Raw genomic sequence first — 22947 nt, forward strand, 5'->3', positions numbered from 1 at the left:
ATTGTTAGGGCCGCCGATGACGTGCAGGAGGACCGACATGCCGACCGACAACCGAACTCACGCGCCGGTGATCATCGTGGGAGCCGGGCCGACCGGCTTGACGCTCGCGACCGAACTGCGACGCGGCGGAGCCGAGGTGCTACTCCTGGATCGCCGCACCGACCGCGGCGTGGAGGGATCACGAGCCGCAGGGATGCAGCCGCGCACGGTGGAGATGTTCGACCTGCGCGGCCTCGCCGACCGTTTCCTGGCCCTGGGCCCGCCGCTGAACATCGGGAATTTCGCGGGCATCATCCTGGACTACTCGCAACTGCCGAGCCGGTTCCCGCACGCCTACAACATCATGCAGGCCGATACCGAACAGGTCCTCGAGAGCGTCGCCGCCGAACTCGGCGCGCCGGTGCGCTGGTCCACCGAGGTGACCGGCCTGCGTCAGGACGCCGAGGGGGTCGAGGTCACCGTCGAAGGGCCGCACGGTGTCGAAACCCTGTGCGGCAGTTACCTTGTCGGGTGCGACGGTGGCCGCAGTATCGTACGCAAGTCGATCGGTGTGGGATTCCCGGGCACCGATCCGACGATGGTGTGCCTGATCGGTGATGTCGAACTCGACGAGCCGCCGCAGCGGCCGATGTTCCTGGAACGGCGCGAGGCCGGACTGATCACGGTGATCGGATTCCGGCCCGGCTGGTACCGCGTGGTCACCAGCGAACGCGAGCGGACCGCGGGGGCCGGGGATCCGGTGACGCTCGAGGAACTGCGCGCGGCGACTCACCGGATCGCGGGCACCGATTTCGGGATGCGCAGCGCCAGTTGGCTTTCCCACTTCACCGACAGCATCCGCCAAGCCGACCGGTATCGAGTCGGGCGGGTGTTCCTGGCCGGTGACGCCGCGCACATTCACCTGCCCGCGGGCGGGCAGGGCATGAACATGGGCATCCAGGACGCCTTCAACCTCGGCTGGAAGCTCGCGGCGGTACTGCGCGGTGAAGCACCCGACGCACTGCTGGACACCTACCACGACGAACGACACGCAGCCGATGCCGACACCTTGAAAATCATTCGGGCGCAATCGATTCTGTGCGAGCCGGGACCGCGACCGGCCGATCTGCTCGAGCTGCTGGCACGTCTGGTCGGCTTCGACGACGTCAACCGCTACCTGACCGCCGTCCTGTCCGGACTCGACCTGCGCTATCCGACGACCGGGGAACACCCCCTGCTCGGACGCCGGGTTCCTGACGCCGACCTGAACACCAGCACCGATGCCAAGCGGATCTATGAACTCCTGCACGCGGGACGGCCTGTGCTGCTGGACTTTTCGGGCACAATGAACACTCCCGACGCCGCGGCTGGATGGGCGGACCGGATCGACATCGTCCGAGCCGACCGTTCATCGGATATCTGGGCATTACCCGCCGGTGCGGACATCCCTGCACCCACGGCACTGCTGATCCGCCCCGACGGATACGTGGCCTGGGCCAGCGACAGCACCCCCGACCTCACCGGCTTGCAGCAGGCCCTCACCACCTGGTGCGGACCTGCGCTCAACGATCGCCCCCTCCAGAACCCGGGCATCGGCGCCACATAGGTGTCCCCATGCCCGGGATCCCGCTCTTGCGGGAAGGATGCCCGCTGCGGCCATCGACGGGCACCTGATGTGGCCGGCCCTCGGAGCGGTGTGTTCCTGCGAATATCGCCAGCGGCATGACCAGCGGGCCGAGCCTCACGACTCGCCAACTCTGAATATCACTGGTGATCTGAAGATGTTGGTACAGAAGAATTTCGGCATCACCTGGTCGTGCTGGTGGTAGTCGCGCCGCAACGTTCTGTGTGCTCTGCCCGAGGCCCGGAACGTGTCTCGTATGAGCCGTCGTTGCCGTCACCTCGTCAGTGTTCCGCGCGACGCCGGGGGTCGAGTCGGTTGGTCACGCAAGCATCTTGTCAACGCACCGTGCCGAGGTCGAGTGCTCGTCGCCTTCATCGGCCCGCCACGTTCAGCAGGATCTTGCCGCCACGGAGGAGATGCTGCACCGCGTCCTGGATATGGTCGAGGGGGTACACGCCCGCCACGGGGACAACGAGGGCGCCGTCGGCCACCAGCGGTGCCGCCTCACGAATGACAGGCACCACCTTGTCGCGATAGTCGAAGTCGCCGACAAAGAATCCGCGAACGGTGAGGTGCTTGCCAACCAGTGCCGAGGTATCGACCCACATGGGCTCGTCCCTGGCCCAGGAATAGCTGACCAACCATCCACCGTCGGACAGCAATTCGAGCAGCCGCCCCACCACTGGACCACCGACGGCTTCCACTGCCAGCGCCACTCGCGCGTCGCCGATCACCGCTCGAACATCGCCGACCGCATCGGGGTCGTCGACGTGGACCACATCGGCCCCGGCCTCTGTGAGCTCGGCGAACGTCGCCTCGTCACGGGCCAGGTTGATCGTCTTCAGCCCACGAAGTTTGGCCAACGCGATCAACGACCGTCCCACACCGGAGTTCGCGGCGTTCTGAACCACCCAGTCACCGGGCTGCAAGCGGGTGCACTCACTGAGCATCAACCCTGCCGCCGGAGGGTTGCTGCCCAGCATCGAGTACTGCTCGATGTCGCCGCCGGCGGGGAGTGCGAACAGACCGTCGGCGGGCACGACGAGCCGCTCACGCCACGCACCGGCATACAGGGGTAGCACGACCAGATCGCCGACTTGAAGTCCATCGACCTCGGCGCCAATGGCAAGAACGCGCGCGACCCCCTCTGCGCCTGGTATGTGAGGCAGGGGCGGGCGCGCCAGCATGCCGGTGACAACCAGTAGATCGTGCTTGTTCAACGGCGAGACCTCAACGCTCAACAGAACCTCATGCGGACCCGGTGGCGGCGGCTCCTCGATGTCGACAACGCGGAGTACCTGCGCGGGGTCGCCGAACCGTTCGATCTGGATGGCGCGCATATTAATTCCTCTCCATCGAAGGTGGGGCCGCTGTGTGAGCGGCTGCCTACCGAGCCAGGAGGAAGTAACACCCGGTGGGCGCGTCAAACCAGGCGCGTCCACCTTCCCTCCGAAAGTATATCCACCACCCACCGCACGGACATGGGGTGATCTCGCTGGCACTGTCCCTGGTCAACCTGGCGCTCGTGCTCAGCCTCCACCGGCGAGCTGCGGCGCAAAAGGCCAGCTAGGAGGCGATTCCACTCTAGAATGTCTTGCGTCTTCGGCGGGATCTGGTCGTTCGGCTGGTTGGCGTTTGCGCATCGCAGCCGATTCGGGATCTTCTGCCGGACAGCAGATCACGTCGGTGGGGTCGTGGCGGCGTCCGGACCGCTGCCCCAGCGAGGATTCCGGGTGGGCGTACCAGGTGAAGTACGACGGATGGGGCCGCGGGGCAATGCGGATGTGCCATATGGCTCTAGCGCGGTCGTCGTGTGGCTTGGTGGGGTGGGGTTCGGGTCGGCGTCGACCGTCGGTGCTGACCGAGGAGTGTGCATCGCCGAGGACATCGAGGAGAAGCAATGGACTCCGCAGGAACTCCGGCACCGTCATGGCGGGGCCACAGAACCCCGCCATCGAGTCGCACGTCCCGCACTCGCTCGTCTCCCAGCACTTGAACATCCCCGAGGAGGTACTCGCCACCTTCCCTCGAAACGCGCAAGGAATCACGCCGCTGCAATAAAAACCCACGGCCAGTTCGAGACGACCTTGATGTCATCGTGGACGATCGACAGGAGCACACGATGTCCATGCGCGAGGCCCGACGAATGACGATCGGCGAGTTTCTGTTGCGCCGACTGACGGAGGCTGGGATCGGCCACCTGTTCGGCGTCCCTGGTGATTACAACCTCGAATTGCTCCAACAGCTCGAGGACCACAGCGCCATGCGATGGGTCGGCAATTGCGGCGAATTGAACGCGGCCTACGCCGCGGACGGTTATGCACGGCTGAACGGTATGGGTGCGCTGCTGGTGACGAACGCCGTGGGTGCGATGAGTGCGATCAACGGGGTTGCCGGCTGCTATGCCGAGCACGTTCCCGTGGTCTGTATCTGCGGGTCGATTCCCCTGCGGTCCATCGACCGGGGCTTGGGGATGCACCACACGATGGCCGATGGAACCTGGGACCGGTTCCTGGGCGCCTTCGCACAGGTTACCGCCGCGCAGGCCCGGCTGACCCCCTGCAACGCGGCAATCGAGATCGACAGGCTGATCCTGACCGCGTGGCGGGAGAAGCTGCCGGTGTATCTCGAGTTGCCTTCCGACATCGCCTATCTCGATATCGAGGTTCCCGCCGAGGCGCTGGCACTCGAACAACCGCCCAGCGACCCCGAACGGCTGAGGTCGTGCATCACCGCAGTCTCGGATCGATTGTCCGCTGCCACGGCACCGGCAATTCTGGTGGATCTGGACGTGGACCGGTTCGGTGTCGCCGCCGAAGTCATGGAACTGGCCGGGAAGATGCACATGCCGGTCGCAGCGAGCAGCACGGCCAAGGCCGTGATCGACGAGACGTTCCCGCAGTTCGTCGGTGTCTACAACGGCAAGGCGAGTGCGCAGCAGACTATCGAGGCGATGCAGGCCGCCGACTGCCTGCTGTGCATCGGCTACCGGCCGATCGAAGTGACCACGGGCGACTTCACGGTGTCGCTGCCCGCCGACACGATCCACCTACGGGGACACTCGGCCGACGTCGGCGACGCCAACTACCAGGCGGTGACACTCGCTGAAGTTCTCCGTGGCGTCATCGACGCCATGCCCTGGGTCGCCGGTCGTGCCATACCTGGGCCCGCGGAAACCACGCCGCACGCTCACGCCGACAGCTCCGCGAAGCTGACACAGGCCGTGTACTGGCAGGCAATCCAGAACTACATCCGGCCCGGGGATGTGCTCCTGGTCGACAACGGCACGTCCTACGCCCTGTTCGGTATGCAACTCCCGCCGGGCTGCACCTTCGTCGGATCAGTGAACTGGGGCTCGATCGGCTACTCGGTCGCGGCCCTGCTCGGCACGCTGACCGCAGCACCGGACCGGCGCCACCTGCTGTTCGTTGGCGACGGTTCGTTCCAGCAAACCGCGCAGGAGCTTTCGACCATCCTGCGACACGACCACACGCCGGTGATCTTCCTGATCAACAACGGTGGATACACCATCGAGCGCGGCTACCTGGGCAGAAGCGAGTCCTACAACGACATCGCCACCTGGGCATACGCGGACCTGCCCCCAGTGCTCTGCCCCGACACCACAGCACAATCGTTCGTCGCCAAGACTCCAGCCGAGCTGGACAGGGCCCTCGCCGCGCCCAACGACAGGCTGATCTTCGTCGAATCGATCATGGATCGCTTCGACTCCCCCGACGCGGTCACCGCCAGCAGCAACAGAGGCGCCGAACTCGACTACGGTCCCCGCGGCCCACAGCACCACGACGGCGCTCAGTTGCGACCTGCGTGAAACCCGTCGAGATCATTCGCGGAAGGAATCCCGTCATGACCACCAGCGCGCGCGACCGGGCCGACCGGCTCGACCTCGTCAATCGATTGAGGTCCGCTTTCCAGGACCTCCCGGATGCTCCGTACGAGCTGTCGAACGATCGCATCGAGGCATATCTCAAGACCTCGCACGACGTCGGCGGGATGCGCGATGCCCCGATCGAATTCATCGAGAAGGAAGGTGAGCATTGGGAGCACAACACCTATGTGATGGCCGAGGTGCTCGGGTTGCGGGGTATCTGGCTGTCGGAGGAGCGCCGGCGCCTGCACAACGTCGACCTGGGCAACACGATGTACTTGGGACTGCCCTATTACGGCCGATGGTTGCTGGGCGTCACGCGGGTGCTGATCGATAAGCACCTGGTCTCGCTGACCGAACTCACCGCCAGGTACAACGAGGTGAAGGCCCGTGTCGCCGATCTGGCGCCACACGAGCTGCTCGAGCCGCAGCCGCGCGGCATCGCCGACGGCGCGGACGTTCCCCGCAACGAACATCACGTGCACGCGGTCGGTAAGGGCGATCCGCAGGTGTACGCAGGCCAAGCGCCACCGGCCGAGTTCGCGGTCGGTGACGCGGTGCGGGTCCGTGACGTGCAGGCGCTGTTCTATACCCGTACCCAGGAGTTCGTCCGCGGCGCGGTCGGCGAGATCGCGACGGTTGCCTACGAGGCTCCGGCCGCCGAGGACGAAGCATTCGATTATGAGGCCCTCGGTTCACCCCGGCCCGAGTGGTTCTACATCGTCCGCTTCAAGATGACCGAACTCTGGCCGGATTACACCGGCGAGGCGACCGACACTCTGCAAACCGAATTCCCCGAGCGCTGGATCCAGGCTGTTTGAGAAGCGACACTCCAACTCCAGGAAAGGCTTTCGACCACCATGTCAACGACTGGGCACCAGCATGAGCATCGTCCGCCCGCGCCCATGGTCGAGGAGGTGTCCGACTTCGAGGTCCTCGAGGTCGCGGTCCGCGAACTCTGCCTCGAGAAGGGCATCTTCACCGCGCAGGACCACCGCGCGTTCACCGAATTCGCCGAACGCATCGGCCCGCTGCCCGCAGCGAGGCTCGTCGCCAAGTGCTGGCTCGACGAGGAGTTCAAACGCACCGCACTCGCCGAGCCCATCGAGGCATGCAAGACCGTCGGCGTCGACTGGCTGGAACCCACAGGTTTCGGCACCCCGAGCGACTTCACCGCCCTGCACATCCTCGAGGACACCCCGACGCTGCACCACGTCATCGTCTGCACGCTCTGCTCCTGTTACCCGCGGCCACTGCTCGGCAACTCGCCCGAGTGGTACCGCACGCCCAACTACCGTCGCCGGGTGGTCCGATACCCGCGCGACGTCCTCGCCGAGTTCGGCACATACTTGCCCGCCGATGTCGAGATCCGCATCGAGGACTCCAACCAGAAACACCGCTTCATGGTGCTGCCGATGCGTCCAGACGGCACCGAAAACTGGTCCGAAGACGAGCTGACCCACATCGTCACGCGCGACTGCCTGATCGGCGTCGCCCTGCCCAAGCCCGGCGTGAGCGCCGACGTCACGGCCAACCGGATCCGCGAAGCGCAGCGAGGAGGCCAGTGACATGGCAGATATGAGCAAGCAGAACAGGTCCGGGGTCGACGCGAAGGTCGACCCGTCCCTGCTGGCCACCCGCGTCGACGTGCTCGAAGACCTCACCGCTCGCCGCGACCACCTGTGGCAGGCGCTGAGCCGGAAGTGGTCGGTCAGCAATCCCGTCCCGCCGTGGAAGAGCAGTCTCGATGGGATGTGCGACGCACTCGACGACGTTTCGTGCGCACACCCGGGAACGGTGTTGTCGTTCCGGGAACGCCGCAATGAAGAAGACGCCCTGTCCCAGGAGCGGTATGCGGACTTACCGTTCCCCGAGTCTCAGCTGGTCGCACTAGCCCATTCGCTCATCTGGCGAGGCGTCATCGACGAGGGCGCGCTGCGCGATCGCATGGTGACCGTCCGGCAACGCCTCGAGACCTGACACGGCCACCAGACCACCGCAGTCCGGCCCGCAAGGGTCTCGTGCCGTCTGCGGAGGACCAACGGCCCGTCCATCAGTGGAACCGTCGGACCGCCTGGAAACCCGCGCCCTCGACGGAATAGTGCCGGGCGCCTCATGGTGAACCACCATCCACCGCAGATTCTGTATCAAAGGCAGGCGCAGATGAGCGACATCTTCGGAATTGCAGGTAAGACAGCAGTGGTCACGGGCTCGGGGCGGAATATCGGGCGGACGATCGTGCTCGAGCTGGCCGGCTGCGGCGCGAACGTCATTGTCAATACCCGCAGCGACCAGGCGGAAGCCGACTCAGTGGCCGAGGAGGCCAGAGATCTCGGCGTCGGCTCCCTCGTGGTGTTGGGCGACGCCGCGGACAAGGCGACTGTAGAGCGCATTCGGACCCAGGCCGAGGCGACATTCGGCGGCGTTGATATCTACGTCAGCAACGCAGCCCGCCGACTTTACAAGGACTTCTTCGAGATCACCGATGAGGAATGGCTTCCTGTGCTCGACACGTTCAGCCGCCATCACCGGTGCGGTTATCCACGTCAACGGCGGTCAATGGATGTTCGGATTAGCGGGCCATCCGTACGGGCAGCGCGAAATGCCCCTGCCGGGATCTTGGTGCCATTGGGCCACCGCAGTCCTCGACACTCGCACACCGTGCCGTGGTCGGCGGGCTCCTGTGAATCCGATGTTGTCGGAGGTCCCCCATGGATCAGCATTCCCGCTGACCCGCAACAGCTTTCAGCGTGCGACGGGCTGCACACCCTGTCCGAGTAGGATCAATGAGACTACGCGGTCTGCAGGGTCACGATTGATGCCCGCTGTAAGACGAATCGATCGCAGTGTATGAACAAGTCCGGTTCGCGGGCACTGACAACCACAACGAGGTCACCGATCACTGCGGGCATGCACCTAGGGGTCGAAGCGGACAACAGGAGGCGAGCAATGGCGAGTGCATTGTCTGAAGTCTCGGCGTTGGTGACCGGCGGCACCAGTGGGATCGGTCGGGCGGCCGCAGTGGAACTGGCGCGGCTGGGGGCCCGCGTGGCCGTGTCCGGTCGTGATCAGCAACGCGGCAAGGACGTGGTCGCGGAGATCGGCACCGCGGGCGGGAGTGCGGAGTTCATCGCTGCGGACCTGCGCGATGCGGCGTCGGCACGGACACTCGCCGGGCGTGCGGTCGAACAGCTCGGCCGGGTCGACGTCCTTGTCAACAACGCCGGTGTCTTTCCGTACGGCCCGACCGAGCAGATGACGGAAGCAGATTTCGACGCGGTGTTCGGACTCAACGTCAAGGTGCCGTACTTCCTGGTCGCCGAGCTGGCACCGAAAATGGCCGAACGCGGCGGTGGCGCGATCATCAACATCACCACAATGGTCGCCGAACTCGGGACCGTCGACGAAGGCCTCTACGGCGCCAGCAAGGCGGCCCTGGCGTTGCTGACCAAGTCCTGGGCAGCCGAATACGGTCCGCGTGGAGTGCGGGTCAACGCCGTCAGCCCTGGACCGACCCGCACTCGAGGCACCGCGGCGTGGGGTGAGGCCCTGGACCAACTGGCCGCACAGGGGCCTGCGGGACGTCCCGGAACCCCTGAAGAGATCGCCGAGGCCATCGCATTTCTGGCCGGTGACCGCGCCAGCTTCATACACGGTGCCGTACTGCCGGTCGATGGCGGGCGAACCGCCGTGTGAGCACGATCCCGACGGTTTTTTCAAGGCCGGGACGGCGTCGAGTTCTTCGAGTTACCGCTCGAACTGTCGGCGCTCTTCCAATACCGGGCCAGGTGCACTCTTGGAAGATCGGCCAGTCGATGGTTGGTCTGCCGCGTCCGGCTCCTACCGTTCGAATACCAGCAGCGGTTTGCCCCCGTGTTCGGGAGCTTCGGCCAAATAGACTGCCTCGCTGAACATTTCCAAGGGGATCGGCCGGCCCTCCGGCACGCGCAGCGCGCCGCTGTCGGCGAGCCGGAGCGTCCGGTCGATCGCCGCGGCCATCCGGTCCTTCGGGGTCTCGGTGAGCCAGCGGAACAGCCAGAACCCCCGAACGGTCTTGGTTTCGTAGATCAGTGAGCGTGCGGAGATCGGGATGGTGAGTTTGCCGGGATCGGTTTGGCGGTGCGTGGACAGCGCACCGTAGATGACCAACTCGCCGTGCGGTGCCAGCGCGCGCGAGACGTCCGCACCCACCTGACCGCCGACACAGTCGATCGCCTTGGCCACGCCGTCGTGGCCGGCGATGTCCGCGACCCGTTCACGCAGGTCCTCGTCCGCCGTGCAGATCGCCGCGGTGCCGCCCATCGCGAGAACGTCCTCGACCGCGGATCGACGGCGGACCACGTTGAGGGTCTTGAAGTCGACGTGCACTCCGAGCTGGATGACCAACTGGCCCACGGTTGAACCTGCCGCGGTCTGCAAGAGCCATTCACCCGGTCGGACATCGAGTTCGTCACCGGTCAAGATCACCGCGGTGAGCGGATTGGCCAGCATCTGGGCCGCGGTGGAATCGCTCATTCCCGCGGGAACGGGCAGCACCCGCCGAGCCTCGGCAACGACATACTCCTGCCACGTGCCCGTCACTCCGATCGTGATGACACGTTGCCCGACGCTCAGACCAGCTGTGCCGCTACCGAGTTCGTCGATCACACCCACGGATTCGATTCCCGGCACGGTGGGGAACTCCGGGGTGAATCCGTATCTGCCGCGGATGGTATGCAGATCGCTGGCATGCACCGGTACGGCTACCACCTTGATTCGGACCTCGCCGGGACCGGGCTCCGGAATCGGACGATCCCGCAGGCGCAGGACCTCGGACGGTTCACCCAACGTATCGGCAACGAGAGACCGCATGGTTGTCATCGTGCTGGCGCTCCTTCGATCGGATCCAGATCTCACACGGTTCGATGTGCATCGCGTCGGCCTTGCCTTTCGACAGCCATGATTCGAATCAGCGCGGCCCATTCCGGTCCTACCAGCTTCAATGCTGCCACCGCTGCTAGCCGCCGGGCTTCGACGACGGCGTCGGCGAAATCCTGTGGGCTTGTGCCCTGTGGCACGTTGTGCCCGATGCTCGATGGGCGTAGCTGCCGGTGAACGACATCCCCGGCGAGTGCGGGCCTTGATTCACCCCCGAGTCGGTTTCGTTGACTTCAGGTCACAAGAGTGTGGCAACGCCCGCCTCGAGCGTCGAACATCGCGAAGAGGCTGTTGAGGCCTTCGGCCAGGAGCGGGTGTGTGAAGATCGCGTCGGCCATGGCGGTGTAGGTGAGATTGCCCAACATGGCGATCTGGATCATGGTCGTGATCTCGCCGCCTTCACTGCCGAGGACCGCGCAGCCCAGGATCTGCCCGGTGTCCGCGTCGATGACGGCCTTCATGAAGCCACGCGTCTGGCCGGTCTCGATGGCCCGGATGACGGCGCTCATCGGGAGTTTCGCCACCCGGATCGCGTGGCCTTGCGCCTTCGCCTCATGCTCGGTCGCGCCGACGCGGCCGAGCTGCGGGTCGATGAACACCGTGTACGGGACGATCCGGTCCCGCGTGCTCGCCTTCTCGTGCCTGATGAGGTTGGCATGCAGAATGCGGTAATCGTCGTAGGACGAGTGGGTGAAGGCCGGGCCCGGCGTGACGTCCCCCATCGCGTAGACGCCGGGGACACTGGTTTCCAGGTACTCGTCGACCTCGATGAAGCCGTGGTCGTCGAGACGGATGCCGGCCGCCTCGGTGGTGAGCGCCTCCGTATTCGGAACGCGGCCGATGGCCGCGAGCAGGTGCGAGCCTTCGAGCTGTCGCTCACCGTCCTGCGTGCGAACGCCCAACCGCAGGCGACCACCATCGGCTGGCTCGACTCGCACCGGTGTCGAGGAGGTCGAGACGGTGATCCCGTCCTCGCGCAAGATTGCGGCAACTTCGTCCGAAACGTCCTGGTCCTCGCTTCTGAGCAGGCGCGCGGCGCGTTGGACGATGGTGACCTCGCTGCCGAACCGGCGGAACATCTGACCGAACTCCAGCCCGATGTAGCCGCCGCCGAGGATGATCAGATGCTCCGGGAGCTCGTCCAACTCCATGATCGAGGTCGAATCGAGTACGGGGACATCGCCCGCACCGGGGATCGCCAGCGGCCTGGGCCGCGCGCCCGTGTCGATGACGATCACCGGCGCGTCGATCTGCCGCGTCCCGCCGTCGGTCAAGGCGATCTCGATCGACTTCGGGCCCGTGAAATGAGCCTCGCCTTCGATCAGTTCGAGCCCGTCCTGCGGCAGGCGGCTTGCGTAGTTCCCCCGCGCGCCGGTGACCATGGCTCGTTTGCGCTCTCGCACCGCGGCCAGGTCCACCGAAACCGGACCGGTACGCACGCCGTACTCTGCGCCGCGACCCGCCTGGTAGGCCAGGCGCGCGCTGGCGACCATCGTCTTGGTCGGGGTGCACCCCCGGTTCACGCAGACACCCCCGAGTTGGTCACGCTCGACGAGCGCCACCTTCTGGCCGGCCTTCGCCAGCTCGACGGGCAGAAACCGGCCGCCCTGGCTGGTCCCGATCACGATGGTGTCGTAGTGCTCATCGGCCATTGCTTCTTCTCCCCTCGTCGTCGCGTCACGACGCCGCACCTCCGACCATTACGAGAACAGTTCCGGGTGTTCGGCTATGTACTGCCCGACCGTGCATGGCGGCTGACCCGCGATCTTCTCGACGTCGTCGGTGGCTCGGTCGTAGCGTCCCGCGCGACGCAGCAGTGCCATTGTGGCCAGGTGCTGCTCGACGTGCGCGGGTAGACCAGCGGTCTCGGGAACCTCCTCGACCCAGGTTTCCTGCGGAATGTCGGCGCCGCGAATCTGCCGATGCAGCCCCGCGGTGTACTCCGCGGCCAGGCCATCGATGTCCAAACGCGCCGGACCGGTCAATTCGTAGACATCGCCGACACGGCGGGCGGGATCTGAAAGCACTGCCGCAATCGTGCGGGCTACGTCGCTGGTAGCGATCGGTGACGTACGACCCGTTCCGAAGGGTAGGGCCAACACATTTCGCTCGCGCAGCGACGGTGCCGCCAATCCGGTGAATATCGGATTGTCCAGAAACACCGTCGGTCTGATATGCACGACCGGCACACCCGACCAATTCAAGACGTGCTCGGCTAAGTAAGGCAGCCGATTGCCCATGTACGTCGATGTCATGTCGCGCCTCCCATCGGATTCGGCAGCGACCCTGCTCGGCGACGCGCACCCACGATGTGTGACCTATGACCCGTGAAACCATATCGACCGGCAGCCCGGGTTTGCGGGGCTGCTGGTCTTCATTGTGCAGCGACCCGCGTTCCTTTCGCGAGTGGTCGCTCCTTCAGTTTTCGGTGACGCGGATGATCGTCTTGCCGGGATTGCGTTCGGCGGGAGCGAATGCGCCGGGTGCCTCGGTGAGTGGCAGTACGGCGCCGACGGTCAGGCCGAGCCGTCCGTCCCGCACTCGCGCGGCGAGATCGGCGAGCCGGTCGCGGTCGGGCTCGACGACGAAGAAGACAGCCCGCCCGTCCCGTGGCCGGACCTTGGGTGGCATGGCGATGGTGACGAGCGTGCCGCCGGCGCGCACCAGCGCGGCCGAACGGTCGAGGATGTCTCCGCCGATCACGTCGAACACGACGTCGACCTCGCCGACATCCTCCAGTTTTTCGGCGTCGGTGTCGAGGAAGGTATCCACGCCGAGCGCGAGCGCCCTGTCCCGGTCACGGGCCCGGCCGGTGCCGATGATTCGGTCCTTCCTGGGCAGGGTGTCGATGCACTCACCACCACGGATCAGCTTGCGCGCTGCGGGGACCCGTGGCGGTCGCCGAGAACTGCCACTTCGGCCGGTTTCGAACAGAACGATGATCGATTCGACCGGAGCGTTGTCACAGGGATCCCCAACCGATCCTAGGGATGCCGAGAGTCCGTGCAGGGGATTCAGCGAACCTGACTGATGTGTATCGACGGGTCGACCGATACGACGAAGCGCTAACGGGAGTCGCCGGTTGGGGACGCCGGGGACGGTTCGGGGAGTAGGGCGTCGACGATCTCGCCGAGTTCTCGCCGCGTCGGCGGCGCGCCGGTGAGGAGCACCTGTTGGATGATCAGCGCCGGTCCGATGCGCGCGTTCAGCGACGGGAGCGTGCCCGGGTCGAACTCGCCGCCGGTCTCGACGTCCCGCAGGATGGTGTCGATCACCTGTATCCGTGGGGCGATCAACTTCTCGGCATACATGGCTCGCAGTTCCGGTTCGCGCAGGACCTGGCCGAGGATATCGAGACCCGGAAACGTTGTTCTACCCGCCATGACCTCGCCGATTGCGATGAGCACGGACAGCAGGTTCTGCCGCTTCGAACGCTCGGCGCTCGGCTCGGGGAGCGGGGGCAGTACATGGAGCAAAGCGGCCAGTACCAGCGCCTGCTTGGTGGGCCAGCGCCGATACAGTGCCGCCTTGCCCGTCTGGGCGCGTGCCGCAATCGCCTCCATGGCGAGTCGGCTATACCCGACGTCGGCCAGCTCAGCCAGGGTCGCGGCATACAGGGCGCGCTCGAGTTCTTCGCCCCGCCGGCGACCGCGGGTGACTCCATCCTTGTTCGACACCCGACCATAGTAGCCGCTTGCGTTCCTTATCTTCCGGACATACGCTGGGAGCAATAGTGAACGGATACGTCTACAAAGTGGGGATGTCATGCAGTTGACGGGCAACACGATCCTGGTGACCGGTGGTGGCAGTGGAATCGGCCGCGGTTTGGCCACAGCGCTGTATCGAATGGGTAATCGGGTGGTCATCGCAGGGCGGCGCCGAGCGCCGTTGGAGGCCGTCGCGGGCGCGAACCCGGGCATGCAGTATCTGCAGTTGGATCAGGGCGACCCCGGTGACATCCGGCGATTCACCGCGGAGGTGACCGACCGTTTTCCGGACCTCGATGTCGTGATCAACAACGCGGGTATCTCGCACGTCGAGGATCTGGCCACCGGAGATGCCGAGACGGCGCAGGCGATCGTGGAGGTCAATCTCCTCGGGCCGATCCGTCTGACCTCGGGGTTGTTGCCCACGCTGGTGAGTCGACCGAACGCCGCGATTCTCAACGTCACCTCCGGGCTGGCGTTCGTGCCGAACGCGAGCATGCCGACATATTGCGCGACCAAGGCCGCGCTGCACTCCTACACCCAGTCGCTGCGTTTCCAGTTGCGCGACACCGCGGTTCAGGTGATCGAAATCATCCCGCCACGGGTGCAGACCGAACTCGCGGACGGGCTGGACCTCGACCCCGACACGATGATGCCGCTGGATTCCTATGTCGCCGAGACGATGTCGCTGTTGCAGACGCAGCCACAGGCTACCGAAATCGTGGTGGAACGGGTGAAACCGCAGTGGCTGGCCACGCGTGGTGAAACCTACGACCGGTTCTACGCCGCGTACAACACCGCGCTCTAAGGCACAAGACATCCATCGCACCCTGTTTGTGAAAGGCACTACGGCAGTGAAGATCTCCGCGCATTTCGCGACGTCTCTGGATTCACCGGCGCATATCGCCGTCGCCGAGCAACTCGGTTATGACCGCGCCTGGTTGCATGACGCACCCCATCAAGGCCCGGATGTGTGGATGATGCTGGCGTTGGCGGCCGCACGTACCGAGCGCATCGGGCTCGGGCCCGCGGTCCTGGTACCGGCGCTGCGGCACCCGATGGTCAATGTCGCGGGGGCCGCGGCACTGTCTGCGATGGCGCCGGGGCGGGTAGCGGTGGCGTTCGGTACGGGCCACTCCGGTGCCAGAGCGATCGGGGCCAAGGCCACAACCTGGGCGTATCTGACCGATTATGTGAGAACATTCCGAGCCTTGCTGCGCGGTGAAACCGTCGACTGGAACGGACACCACATGCGGATGTTGCATCCCGAAGGCCACGCGCCCCGCAGACCGATCGATGTGCCGGTGCTGATCTCGGCGTACGGCCCCAAAGGTCTCAGTGTGGCAAAGGAATTGGGCGACGGCCTGTTCACCAAGGGTGATACCGCCTCCGCCGAGGACTTCACCTGGGTCAGCCGACCCACGCACGGGACGGTCCTCGCTCCCGGAGAGGCCCTGAACTCCCCTCGCGTCGCCGCAGCGGCCGGTCCTGGAAATGCGCTCGCCTACCATGCGGCCTACGAATTCGGCGGAGATCTCACAGCTTTGCCCGCGGGCCGAGTGTGGGTCGACACCATCAACCGAGTGCCCGAGGCCGACCGCCATTTCGCGATCTTCGACCAGCACCTGGTCGGCTCGAGCGAGGCCGACCGGGCAGCCTGGGAGGCCGGCAGCTGGGCGGCGATACCCACGACCACACTGACCGGCACCGCCGACGAGCTCGCCCGCCGCCTGGCGGCAATCGAACGAGACGGCATCACCGAAATCATCTACCAGCCAACGGGTCCGGATATCGCCGCAGAGCTGGCGGCGTTCGTCGCCGTTGCCAAGCAGACGAACCCGGACAACTAGGAGAACCGCCGTGCCCACATACGAGTGCTACACCCACCGAGGTCAGGTCGACGCCGCGGCCAAGGCGCAACTCGCCGCGGGGATCGCGCAGATCCACCATGAAGTCACCGGAGCTCCGATCATGTTGAGCCAGTGCATATTCCACACTCTCGATCCGGACGACCACTTCATCGGCGGACAGCCCGCCCCCGCCAACGGGGTGTGGGTCCATGGGCACATTCGCAGCAAGCCGACCGGCGACCGCAATAAACGCATCACGGCGGGTATCACCGATCTCCTCACACGCACGCTGCAGATCTCCTCATCGGCGGTGTGGGTGTATCTGAGCGAGCTCTCCCCCGGCGACATGGTCGAATTCGGCCACGCTCTGCCCGAACCCGGAGCCGAACGGAGCTGGTTCGACAACCTCCCGCCGAACGTACACAATCAGCTGGTCACGCCGGACCACGCACTCGGTGCGTGACTCTCACATCGTGGAATGCCGTGTGTAGCGCAACACCGACAACAAAGGCGCGAGCCGGCCACTCAGAGCCGACCGCTTCGACACCGAGTTGGTGCTCGGGGCAATGGAATACGCGGTCTGGAGCCGCGAGATCCGCGACTGGCAATGATACACCACAGCGACCGCGGTTCAACCCGAGACCTACACGGCTATCCGGTTCCCTAATCGTCTGGCGGACAACGGGTTCGCGCAATCGATGGGCTCGGCGGGTGATAGCTTCGACAACAGCATGACCGAAAGCTTCGTCGGCACATCGCAATTGGAGCTTCTGGACACCAAGCCATGGCGACGAAGCAGCAGTTGGCCAACGCGATCTTCGACTACGTGGAGGCGTTCTACAACCCCCACCGGCGGCATTCGAAGATCGGCATTGCTCAGACCGTGTCTCACGTGGTTGTGATTCGGTTCTGCTGCGTCGGATCCGGTTGTGCTGCATGATGTTCGACTTGTGGTCGATGAGTTGTCCAAACGCCTTGTCCCGGACGAGTTGCGGGCTCTGGCCGAGCCGCTGCTACCGAAGTCGATACCCGTCGTCTCGCCGAGGGGGCAGATCGCCGTGGTCGCTCCCGTGCGGAGAGCCAAGGTGAGCGCGAACTTCGCCGGCCAGGTCGCGCACACTCCGCTTCCACCGCCGACACCAGGACCGATCAGTGTCCAACGCAAGGTCCCAGTCGACGGAGTCATCATGGTCGCTCGCCAGCCCCTGCGAATCGGACGCTCACGCTGGCCGGATCGTCGCCATCCACGTCGAGGACGCCTCCTTCCGGGTCACCTGCGACGGCGCCGAACTCAGCCTGCACCCGCGCACCAGCGACCACCCTGTCCGCCGCATGCTCGCCTTCCCGGCCGATCCGGGCCGATACTCGGCCGGAAGAGAGCTGTCCGAACGTTTGGCGCGAAATATCAAGCGACAGAACGATCGTCTCGTCGATGCCCTCAGCGCCGGTATCGCCGCGGGCATCGCACGGCCGGTCGACCCATCAAGGGTTGCCACTGTCTTGTTGGCCGCCTGGAACGGCATCATCAGCCTCAATTGGCGACCGGATCAACTACACCGGACCGAGACCGAACTACGAGAACTGCTCGAAACCGCCGCCGACATCATCGCCAACGGGCTACTGGAGAACCCGAAATAGCCGCGTCCTACACAGCAGAACACCCTGAAAGCGGCACCACGGCATTGTCCGGCAACTGTCCGCCATGATCGGTCCGTGCGGCGAATGCGGTGGGGTCAGGAAGCTTCCGGCGCAGGACCTCCAGGGCCTCTACCTGCGATTTCGAGTTATAGTAGGGCCCACCAGCCAAAATGCGGTTTCAGGCCTGATTTTCGGGCGTTTGACGACAACCGTGACTTCTTTGACGACAACCGGCCCAACTTATTCGAACAGGGCGCCCATCAAGGCAACATTCGGTTACCTCTGAGGGGAGAGCTACATGCGCACGACTGTCCATCCGGTGTCTGCCGGTGACCTCGAGGTGGTTGCCGACGCGGTGGCCAATGCACATGTGGTCGGCGGTGACTCGGGGCGGGCCCTGCTCGACCGTCTCGGTGAGCCCGCGCCCGGTGAGCCTGCATTCTCGTCCGATTTCGCGACGACGACTTTTCGGACGGGCTCGGTGCGGGGCGAGTGGGTCGCCGCGCCCGGTACCGCAAGCTCCGGCGTGGTGCTGTACTTGCATGCCCGCCGGTTCCAGTACGACGAACCTGCCGGTGTCTTCGCTGGCCGGCTGTCGGCGGCGACCGCCCTGCCGGTGCTGCTGGTCGACTACCGGCTGGCCCCGAAGCACCCGTACCCCGCCGCCCTCGATGACGTGCTCGCCGCCTACCAAGCCCTGCTGGATCAGGGAATACCAGCGAAACGCATTGTGCTCGTCGGCCATTCGGCCGGAGCGACCCTTGCGCTCTCGGCCCTGCTCGCCCTACACGAGTCCGGTCGACCCCTACCGGCGGGCGCTGCCGCGATCTCCCCGATCACCGACTTCACCCTCAGCGGCGACTCCCTGATCGCCAACCGCGGCAAGGACACGGTCACCGACGCCGAGGTAAGGCAGGCCCGCGACGCCTACCTGGGCGGCGCGAACCCGGCCGCAGCGCCCCAGTCCCCGCTGGCCGGGGATTGCGCCGGGCTGCCACCGCTGCTGATTGTCTGCGGCGACGCGGAACTGCTGCGCGACGACGCGACCCGGTTCGCACAACGGGCGGCCGCAGACGGCGTCGAAGTGAGCTTGGCGATGTGGGAAGGCATGCCGCACGGATTCCCGCTGCTGCCAACCGAAGCCGCACGCGCCGTACTCGACCGGATAGCCGCCTTCACCGCCCAGCAGCTCACCGCCGCGCCCCCGGCTTCCGGCGACCGACCGCTGACAATCCGACGCATCGGATGGGCGGCCTGTGAGATCGTCACCCAGCGCGGTACCCGGGTGCTCGTCGACCCCTACCTCGCCGGCTCCGAAGGATTCCACACCGGACTTCCGCAAAGTCCAATCCATGCAGCCGAGCTCGCCCGAGCCGACGTCATCGCCGTCACTCATGCCGGCTACGACCACCGAGGCCAGGCCCTGCAGATCGCCGAGGCCGGGCAGGCCACCGTGGTCTGCGGAACCGCGCTGTTTCGGGCCGCGCTGGAGGCCGGCATTCCCGTGCAGCGCCTCGGCCCGATGGTGTCCGGAGTGGAGTTCCACTTCCGCGACGTGACAATCAAGGCCCTGCCGGCCCGGCATGAGTCCAGCATGACGGTCGACGGTCAGTTCCTCGCCGACGAGCCGCAGAGCTTTCTGCTCACCACCGCCGATGGGCAGCGGATCTTCTGCGGTGGGGACACGTCCCTGTCGGAGGATCTGCGGACCTGGGGGGAGCTGTACCGGCCGCAGATCGCGATCCTGGGCGTTGGAGGCGTGTGGGTCGGTGCGGTGAAGGTCGTCGAACTGCCGCCGGCCGACGCGGCCCTGGCCACACGCTGGCTCGGTGTGACCACGGTGATCCCGGTGCACTATCCGCCCAATGATCCCGCGCCCGCCCAGCTCGCCGCCGACCTCGCTGCCGCCGGCGCCGCAGTAGAGGTGGCTGTGCTCGACTTCAACGACACCTGGACCGCACCGCCACGAGCAGATATGGCGTTGGATCAGCAACTGAGCTGAGTTCCCACTGCTCGCCGAACAAACAGTCGCGGTTACGCGTTGTACAGCGATGCCTGATTGTCACCCAGCTTCAGTGCCGATCGTGAAGCGGCGTAGGTGTCGGTGACTACCTCGATGTAGGCAACTGTCTCCACCTCGGTCGCCATCGTCATTGCCTGGTCGAGTTCGCCACAGGTGCTGGTTCGCGCGGATCTGACGACAGCGTCGGTACGACACCGCACGAAAGTCTGCCCTGCAGTGAAAACCTGAATAACGGAAGGTGTAACCGATGGAGCACAGTTATGAAGTTGACCGATTGGGCCAGTTCGTAGTGGACGCCTCCCTGTCGGATCTGGGGTCGTCGCTGCCCACACTCAAACGAAACGTGCTGGACAGCATCGCCTGCGCGCTCGGCGCTCTGGACGGCGAGTTGATCCCCGCGATCCGGGCGCAAGCCGAGCAGTTCAGCAGCAGGCCGACGGCCACGTATATCGGCGGCGGTCGGACATCGGTCGATCAGGCGGCGTTCTTCAACACCGTCCTGGTGCGCTACCGCGACCTGTTGGACACGTTTCTGACGCCGGGAGGGTTGTGTCACCCCGCCGACAATTTCGGCGCTGTCCTGGCGATGGCCGAACACGTCGGGGCCACAGGGGCGGACTTCCTGCTGGCCCTGGCCGTCGCGTTCGAAGTGGACTGTCGATTCAGCGCGCAGGTGCCGGTCATGGCGCACGGACTCAATCACGCACTGCAACTGGCGATGTCGGTGGCGGCCGCAGCGTCGAAACTGCTGCAGTTCGATGCTCAGCACACCGCGTCCGCCATCGCCGCATCCAGTGCTGACAACGTGTCGCTGGCCGCCGTGCATTCTGAGCCGGTGTCGAACTGGAAAGGAATCTCCCCGGCGATCACGGGCATGCGCGCGGTCTACACGACCCTGCTCGTCGGGCGTGGCATCACCGGTCCCCGTGCACTGATCGAAGGTCCCAACGGTCTGGCTCAGTTGTTCGAGCAGCCCATCGATTTCCACACCGACGACCATTCTCTGACCGCTGTCGAGCAGACCTACCTCAAGCAGTACTGCTCATTGATCCACGGCCAGAACATCATCGACGCCATTCTGGCGATCCGCGACCGACACCACCTCACCGGCCACGACGTCGCCGGTGTGAGATTAGAGGTGTTCGAGGGCGCGTACGACATCGGCGGCGGCCACTACGGCGACAAGGACCACCCCCGGACGAAGGATCAAGCCGACTACAACCTCAAATACCTCAGCGCCGTCGCGCTGCTCGACGGCCAGGTCGGGCCCGAACAACTCGAAACCGAACGGGTACGCCGCGACGATGTGCAAGACCTGCTGCGGCGCGTCACCGTCACAGCGGCCGCCGATCTCACAGCCGCCTACCCCGAACGCACCTCGATCCGGGTACACATCGAGCTGTACGACGGACGCACATTCGATCAGGAACAGTCCGACTTCGAGGGGTCCCCGACCCGGCCGATGTCCTGGGACCGCGTCGTCGACAAGTTCGGCTGGCTGGCCGAGCCCTTCGCCGACGACGCCCTGCAAGCCGACATCATAAGCGCCGTCGACAAACTCGAGGACATCCCGATCACCGAACTCAGCGGGCTGCTCGGCGCAGTGAGTCCTGCCCCGAAACGCCCTCGCAGCCGGGGCCGGTTATGAGCACGCCTGTACCAAGCATTGTGCCCAGACATCGCGGAGGTCTTCGAAGCCAGGCATGGATGCTTGAACAGGTGGGCGGCTTGCACTCCGACATGGCGTCCAGTTCACGTCCTGGGCATTCACCGACCGGGCGCGCACGTCCGGACTGGTGCCGTCGATGGGATCGATCGGCGACTGCTACGACAATGCCGTGATCGAATCCTTTTGGGGCAGAATGCAAACCGAGCTTCTCAACCGACAGCGCTGGAAGAGTCGGATTGAGCTGACCAACGCTATCTTCGAATACCTGGAGATCTTCCACAACCGGCGACGCCGACACTCGGCCCTCGGCATGCGAACTCCGATCGAGTACGAGAAGATGCAGCAGTCCGTCCAACCCGTGGCCTGAAGTCCAGCAACCCGACCCAGATCTCAAGAAGGACACCCGGACAAGGAGTTCGGTCAAGATAGAGGTCAAACCCGACGCCTACGCGACCCATCCATCTTCACCGTCAAGATCTTGGCAGGATCTGACTGGTCGAATGGTTGATGCCATGGTCGGCGGAGCCACCCGAGAACGCGCGGTAGTGCCGATTCCAGGATGTTCGGCTACTTCTCGGGCTGCACCGCAGCCGTATCGGTGTTGCTATGACATCGACGACAAACCGGTTGGGCTGAGTCGCGGAAGGCCGGGTCATTGCGGTGGCTGGGACGATTGATTGTGGCCGGACTATCGGGGTGCAGGCGTATTCGCCTGACGCCAGCGGCCGGGTGGAACGCCGTGGTAGCGACGGAAAGCCGCCGCGAACGCGTTGGTAGAGGTGTAGCCGGTCCTGCGGCCGATCTGCTCGAGGGTGAGCTCGCCGGACAGCAGGTAGTCCCGGGCCAGGGTCAGACGCCAGTCCGTCAGGTACTGCATCGGGGTCTGTCCGAGCGCGCGCTCGAAGTTGCGGGCGAACGAGGGGCGTGACATAGCCGTCAGGCGCGCGAGTTCGGGGACGGTCCAGCCGCGGTGTGGCTCTTCGTGCATCGCCTGCAACGCTCGGCTGAGTCGGGGGTCTTCGCTGGCGCGGTACCACCGTGGCGCGCTCGAGCTCTGCTGATAGGACGCTCGCAGGACAAGGACGAGCAGAACGTCGAGTAGGCGGTCGAGGACGGTCTGGCCGGCGGGCGCCGATTCCTGGAGCTCCCGCGAGATCAGGGAAACGACATCGTGTACCTGATCATGCGCGGACGGCCGGATGACCAGCAGGGGCGGGAGCGCCTGAATCAGACTTCGGCCGATGTCACCGGCGAGACGATAAGCGCCGCACAGGAATACGGATGCGGCCGGATCGGTGGCGTCAGCGTCTGCGGTGGCCGCCCAGAACTGTTCATGGGAGACGCATCTGCCGGGTTTCGGCTCGTCGGCAATGTGGTGGTCGCGGCCACCGACCACGATCGCGAGGTCGCCCGGTAGCAGTCGCTCGGCGTCGGCCGGCTCGTCCAGCCAGAGCCACGCGTGGCCGCGCAGCACAGTGTGCAGCGACAGCTGGATGGAGCCCGGCAAGGTCAATCCCCAGGGCGGGCGGGCTACCGACCGCGCGAAGACCGCTCCCGATGCGCGAGCCCGCACAAGATAGTCCTGCAAGACATCCACAGTGTGAGCGTAACGCGTTGCAATCTGAGCGCAATACGCATTGATAGGCGCATTACG

19 protein-coding genes and 2 pseudogenes are annotated in these 22947 nt (G+C 65.4%); 14 read left to right on the plus strand and 7 right to left on the minus strand.

Annotated features, from left to right (window positions below):
• Positions 1-37 precede the first annotated feature (37 nt).
• Positions 38-1585, plus strand: a complete 1548-nt coding sequence (locus ON40_RS36145) for an FAD-dependent monooxygenase (RefSeq protein ID WP_051194099.1) — start codon at positions 38-40, stop codon at positions 1583-1585.
• A 389-nt stretch (positions 1586-1974) separates the two neighbouring features.
• Here ON40_RS36145 and ON40_RS36150 read toward each other — a convergent pair whose 3' ends face one another.
• On the minus strand, positions 1975-2943 hold the full coding sequence (locus ON40_RS36150) for a zinc-dependent alcohol dehydrogenase family protein (RefSeq protein WP_040829838.1): 969 nt from the start codon (positions 2941-2943) through the stop codon (positions 1975-1977).
• A 782-nt stretch (positions 2944-3725) separates the two neighbouring features.
• On the opposite strand from ON40_RS36150, the gene ON40_RS36155 reads away from it, so the two are divergent.
• The 6 genes from ON40_RS36155 to ON40_RS36180 all read left to right on the plus strand — a co-directional run bounded on the left by ON40_RS36155 (position 3726) and on the right by ON40_RS36180 (position 9185).
• A complete protein-coding gene (locus ON40_RS36155; RefSeq protein ID WP_157186650.1) occupies positions 3726-5432 on the plus strand; it encodes an alpha-keto acid decarboxylase family protein in 1707 nt (568 codons plus the stop codon).
• A 35-nt stretch (positions 5433-5467) separates the two neighbouring features.
• Complete coding sequence (locus ON40_RS36160; protein ID WP_040829839.1) at positions 5468-6310, plus strand: SH3-like domain-containing protein; 843 nt, start codon at positions 5468-5470, stop codon at positions 6308-6310.
• A gap of 39 nt (positions 6311-6349) precedes the next feature.
• Complete coding sequence (scnC, locus tag ON40_RS36165) at positions 6350-7057, plus strand: thiocyanate hydrolase subunit gamma (protein ID WP_040829840.1); 708 nt, start codon at positions 6350-6352, stop codon at positions 7055-7057.
• Between the two features lies 1 nt (position 7058).
• Complete coding sequence (locus ON40_RS36170) at positions 7059-7469, plus strand: thiocyanate hydrolase (RefSeq protein ID WP_245568148.1); 411 nt, start codon at positions 7059-7061, stop codon at positions 7467-7469.
• A gap of 183 nt (positions 7470-7652) precedes the next feature.
• Complete coding sequence (locus ON40_RS48705) at positions 7653-8270, plus strand: SDR family NAD(P)-dependent oxidoreductase (RefSeq protein WP_157186651.1); 618 nt, start codon at positions 7653-7655, stop codon at positions 8268-8270.
• Between the two features lie 168 nt (positions 8271-8438).
• Entirely contained in the window at positions 8439-9185 is a 747-nt protein-coding gene (locus ON40_RS36180) for an SDR family NAD(P)-dependent oxidoreductase (protein WP_083896163.1), read from the plus strand.
• 144 nt (positions 9186-9329) lie between these two features.
• Here the strand turns inward: ON40_RS36180 and ON40_RS36185 are convergent, their stop codons facing one another.
• From ON40_RS36185 to ON40_RS36205, 5 genes and pseudogenes are all read right to left on the minus strand, one after another.
• Positions 9330-10349, minus strand: coding sequence for a zinc-dependent alcohol dehydrogenase family protein (locus tag ON40_RS36185; protein ID WP_051194102.1), 1020 nt, complete (start codon positions 10347-10349; stop codon positions 9330-9332).
• Positions 10350-10639: 290 nt separating this feature from the next.
• On the minus strand, positions 10640-12058 hold the full coding sequence (locus ON40_RS36190) for a mercuric reductase (RefSeq protein ID WP_040829843.1): 1419 nt from the start codon (positions 12056-12058) through the stop codon (positions 10640-10642).
• Between the two features lie 48 nt (positions 12059-12106).
• The gene (locus ON40_RS52650; RefSeq protein WP_157186652.1) at positions 12107-12433 is read right to left on the minus strand and encodes a Rossmann-fold NAD(P)-binding domain-containing protein; all 327 of its coding nucleotides are present in this window, start codon (positions 12431-12433) and stop codon (positions 12107-12109) included.
• 391 nt (positions 12434-12824) lie between these two features.
• Positions 12825-13232 (minus strand): annotated as a pseudogene (locus ON40_RS55025) (zinc-binding dehydrogenase); the annotation flags it as partial.
• A 239-nt stretch (positions 13233-13471) separates the two neighbouring features.
• Positions 13472-14083, minus strand: a complete 612-nt coding sequence (locus ON40_RS36205; RefSeq protein WP_040829844.1) for a TetR/AcrR family transcriptional regulator — start codon at positions 14081-14083, stop codon at positions 13472-13474.
• An 88-nt stretch (positions 14084-14171) separates the two neighbouring features.
• On the opposite strand from ON40_RS36205, the gene ON40_RS36210 reads away from it, so the two are divergent.
• The 7 genes and pseudogenes from ON40_RS36210 to ON40_RS36245 form a co-directional block, all read left to right on the plus strand.
• Positions 14172-14921, plus strand: coding sequence for an SDR family oxidoreductase (locus tag ON40_RS36210; RefSeq protein WP_040829846.1), 750 nt, complete (start codon positions 14172-14174; stop codon positions 14919-14921).
• 46 nt (positions 14922-14967) lie between these two features.
• Positions 14968-15963 carry an LLM class flavin-dependent oxidoreductase gene (locus tag ON40_RS36215; protein ID WP_040829847.1) on the plus strand — a complete coding sequence of 332 codons (996 nt, stop codon included), beginning with the start codon at positions 14968-14970 and terminating at the stop codon, positions 15961-15963.
• Positions 15964-15973: 10 nt separating this feature from the next.
• Positions 15974-16426, plus strand: coding sequence for a tautomerase family protein (locus ON40_RS36220; protein WP_051194104.1), 453 nt, complete (start codon positions 15974-15976; stop codon positions 16424-16426).
• A gap of 689 nt (positions 16427-17115) precedes the next feature.
• Complete coding sequence (locus ON40_RS53515; RefSeq protein WP_051194105.1) at positions 17116-17601, plus strand: hypothetical protein; 486 nt, start codon at positions 17116-17118, stop codon at positions 17599-17601.
• A 298-nt stretch (positions 17602-17899) separates the two neighbouring features.
• Positions 17900-19603 carry an alpha/beta hydrolase fold domain-containing protein gene (locus tag ON40_RS48715; RefSeq protein WP_051194106.1) on the plus strand — a complete coding sequence of 568 codons (1704 nt, stop codon included), beginning with the start codon at positions 17900-17902 and terminating at the stop codon, positions 19601-19603.
• Positions 19604-19871: 268 nt separating this feature from the next.
• Complete coding sequence (locus ON40_RS36240; RefSeq protein ID WP_040829848.1) at positions 19872-21272, plus strand: MmgE/PrpD family protein; 1401 nt, start codon at positions 19872-19874, stop codon at positions 21270-21272.
• A 70-nt stretch (positions 21273-21342) separates the two neighbouring features.
• A pseudogene (locus tag ON40_RS36245) lies at positions 21343-21660 on the plus strand (transposase); the annotation flags it as partial.
• A 321-nt stretch (positions 21661-21981) separates the two neighbouring features.
• On the opposite strand, the gene ON40_RS36250 reads toward ON40_RS36245, so the two are convergent.
• Positions 21982-22890 (minus strand): AraC family transcriptional regulator, encoded by a 909-nt coding sequence (locus ON40_RS36250; protein ID WP_040829850.1) that lies wholly within the window; start codon positions 22888-22890, stop codon positions 21982-21984.
• Between the last annotated feature and the right edge of the window lie 57 nt (positions 22891-22947).

The organism is Nocardia jiangxiensis NBRC 101359 (assembly GCF_000308615.1).
GTDB lineage: Bacteria > Actinomycetota > Actinomycetes > Mycobacteriales > Mycobacteriaceae > Nocardia > Nocardia jiangxiensis.